This is a genomic window from Allobosea sp. P1_A7 (assembly GCF_056406775.1).
On the sequence record NZ_JBFTZN010000433.1, the window covers coordinates 917 to 4,123 of the forward strand.

A 3,207-nucleotide genomic window follows, 5' to 3' on the forward strand; every position below is an offset into this window, starting at 1 on the left:
CCCCCCCCGGGGGCAGGAAACCGTCTTACTTGACGACCCAGCCTTCGGCTTCGAAGGTCTTCTTGTTCGCGGCTTCGTCCTTGGCGACGAAATCGGCGAATTCCTTGCCCTTCATGAAGCGGCCGGTCTGCGAGGTGCGGGTGATGAATTCCTGCCACTCCGGCGTCTTGCTGACCTTCTCCATGATGTCGGCGTAGTAAGCGACCGCATCGGCGGGAACTTCAGCGGGCAGCCAGACGGTGCGCGGCATCTGGAAGGTCTCGAGCGGGAGGCCAGCCTCCTTGCAGGTCGGGATATCGCCCCAGCCCTTGCCCTCGAAGACCGCGTCGCCCTTGGCGAGACGCACCGGGCTGAACACGCAGAGCGGCTTCACCTGGCCGGCCTTCCACTGGCCGATATTCTCGTTGGGGTTGTTGACGTTGGAATCGATGTGACCACCGGCGAGCTGCACGGCGGCTGCGCTGCCGCCCTGGAACGGCACGTAGATCCACTTCACGCCAGCGGCTTCCTGGATCATCGAGGTCAGCGTCTGGTCGGTATCCTTCGACTGGCTGCCGCCCATCTTGAGCGAGCCGGGCTTGGCCTTGACCGCATCGATATAGCTCTTGGCATCGGCATAGGGAGCCTGGCCGTTGACCCAGAGGATGAACTCGTCCAGCGCCAGCGCCGAGACCGGCGTCAGATCCGAGAGCTTGTAGCCGAGCTTGGCGACGTAAGGCAGCAGATAGGCGTTATTGGTGCCGAAGATGACGCGATGGGGGTCGCCCTTGCCGGCGCGGCCATGGATGTAGCCTTCAGCGCCGCTGCCGCCACCCTTGTTCACCACCACGATCGGCTGGTCGAAGAGCTTGTGCTTGGTGATGATCGACTGGATGACGCGGGCAAAATTGTCGGTGCCGCCGCCGGCGCCCGAGGTGACCACGAATTCCACCGGCTTGGTGGGCTGCCAGGCCTGCGCGGCGGTTGCACCGGCCAGGCTGAACGCGACCGCAATACCAACCGCAATGCTCGTCTTTTTCATTCGTTTCTCCCTTCGTGATTAGATGCCGGGCGGCTCATGAAACGGCTGCCCGGCCGCGGTGAACTCAAGCCGCCTTGCGTGCGGCCCTTCCTTCATTCGCCATCTTGATGGCGAGGCTGAGCGCCGCACGGGTCGCGCCGAGATTGGCGATGCCCTTGCCTGCGATCTCATAGGCGGTGCCGTGCGCCGGCGTGCAGATCGGGAACGGGAAGCCGCCGATCAGCGTGACGCCACGGTCGAAGCCGATCAGCTTCATCGCGATCTGGCCCTGGTCGTGATACATCGTCAGCACGGCATCGAAATCACCGTTCCTGGCGCGCAGGAAGACGGTGTCGGAGGGGAAAGGCCCCTCGACGGTGAAGCCCCGGGCCTTGGCCTGCTTCACGGCGGGCTCGATCGTCTCGATCTCGTCACGGCCGAAATTGCCGCCATCGCCGGCATGCGGATTGATGCCGGCCACGGCAATGCGCGGCGGGTTGAAGCCGGCAGCGCGCAGATTGCCGTCGGCCAGCGTCAGCGCCTTGAGGATGCGCTCCTGGCTGATCGCAGCCGCGACCTCGGACAGCGGGATATGCGAGGTGACACGGGCGTTCCACAGCCCGTCGAGAATGTTGAACTCGCTGGCATCGCCCTCATAGCCGATGGCATCGCGCACGAAGCGGATCTCGTCGTCATAGCCGGGATAGGCGAAGCGCATCGCAGCCTTGTTGAAGGGCGTGAAGAACACGGCATCGGCCTTGCCTTCCCCAGCGAAGCGGAGCGCGCGACGGAAATTATCGGTCGCCGCCTGGCCGCCGGCGAGCGTCGCCTTGCCACGCTCGAGCGCGGCCGGATCGTGATTGGCGAGATCGATGAAGACCGGCTTCGCCGACTGGGCCGGAATCTCGTCGCCTTCGCGAATGACCAGCACGTCCGGGTCGACCTTGGCGTCCGCAGCGCCGAGATCGAGCAGGCGCTTGTCGCCGAAGACGACGTAGCGGGCAGACGAGCGCAGATCAGGCTCGAGCAGGATGCGCGCCAGCAATTCGGGGCTGATGCCGGACGGATCCCCCATCGCGACGGCTATCGTCGGCAGTGATCCGTTTGCGCGCATGTCCATCGCTCTCATTCTCCCACATGGCCGGATGTGATCAGGGCCAGACTTGGCCATCGACCTAGCATAGCCCTCTAAATGCTACAAGTATGCTGTATGCAGCATATCCATCTTGCTATAGGCTGAGCGCAAAGTGGCGGCCGGTTCAGAGTCGCGACGCGGCGCCCCGGAGGATCTGCCCATGAATTTTCATTCGCTCTACAACGGCATCAAGACCCCGATCGAGACCTGCCTGGTCGGCAGCGGCGGCTTCGGCCAGAGCTTCCTGGGCCAGGCAAGGCGGATCAGGCTGGTCAATGCGCGCATCGCTGTGGACATGACCGCGGAAGGCGCGGCCCGTGCCATGGCGGCCGCCGGCATTCCCGCCTCCGAAATCGTCGCCTGCGAAACACCGGCGGAAGCCAAGGCGGCCTGGGCGGCCGGTCGCCATATTGCCGCCGGGCGTCTGGAGACCGTCATCGACCTGCCCTTCCACCTGCTGATCGAGGCGACCGGCAGCCCGGAAGCCGCAACCCGCCACAGCCTGGCGGCGATCGAAGCCGGGCGCCATGTCGCGCTTGTCTCGAAGGAAGCTGACAGCGTCGTCGGCCCCGGTCTCGCCCGCATGGCGCAGGACAAGGGCGTCGTCGTCACGCCGGTGGACGGCGACCAGCCGAGCCTGCTGATTGCCCTCGTCACCTGGGCCGAGTTGCTCGGGCTGGAGATCATCGCCGCCGGCAAGTCGAGCGAATATGATTTCGTTCTCGATGCCGGGACCGGTGCGGTGACCTGCAACGGGGTGACGCATTCGCTCCCTGAGTTGCGCGAGCATTGGCTGCCCGGTTCGCGTTCGATCGTCGGCAATGCCGCCGAGCGTGCCCGCATCCTGGGCAGCGCCTTCCCGCTCAGGGCCGTTCCCGATCTCTGCGAAATGACGCTTGTCGCCAATGCGACCGGGCTTGGCCCCGATACGCCCGGCTTCCATGCCCCGCCGGCCCGCATTCCCGAAATCGCCGACCTCTTCGCCGAACGCCGCCAGGGTGGCCTGAGCGCGGGCACACGCCGAGTCGATGTCTTCCATCATCTCCGTCTGGCGGAGGAAGCGAGCTTCGGC

General features: G+C 65.4%; 2 protein-coding genes and 1 pseudogene. 1 reads left to right on the forward strand and 2 read right to left on the reverse strand.

Features of this window, described 5'->3' with window-relative positions:
* Window positions 1-25: 25 nt before the first annotated feature.
* Both AC1D34_RS35755 and AC1D34_RS35760 read right to left on the reverse strand, forming a co-directional pair.
* On the reverse strand, window positions 26-1,021 hold the full coding sequence (locus AC1D34_RS35755) for a Bug family tripartite tricarboxylate transporter substrate binding protein (protein ID WP_476826809.1): 996 nt from the start codon (window positions 1,019-1,021) through the stop codon (window positions 26-28).
* A gap of 64 nt (window positions 1,022-1,085) precedes the next feature.
* Window positions 1,086-2,114 carry a 4-hydroxythreonine-4-phosphate dehydrogenase PdxA gene (locus AC1D34_RS35760; RefSeq protein ID WP_476826810.1) on the reverse strand — a complete coding sequence of 343 codons (1,029 nt, stop codon included), beginning with the start codon at window positions 2,112-2,114 and terminating at the stop codon, window positions 1,086-1,088.
* A 181-nt stretch (window positions 2,115-2,295) separates the two neighbouring features.
* Between AC1D34_RS35760 and AC1D34_RS35765 the strand changes: the two are divergent.
* Window positions 2,296-3,207, forward strand: a pseudogene (locus tag AC1D34_RS35765) (flagellar biosynthesis protein FlgA); the annotation flags it as partial.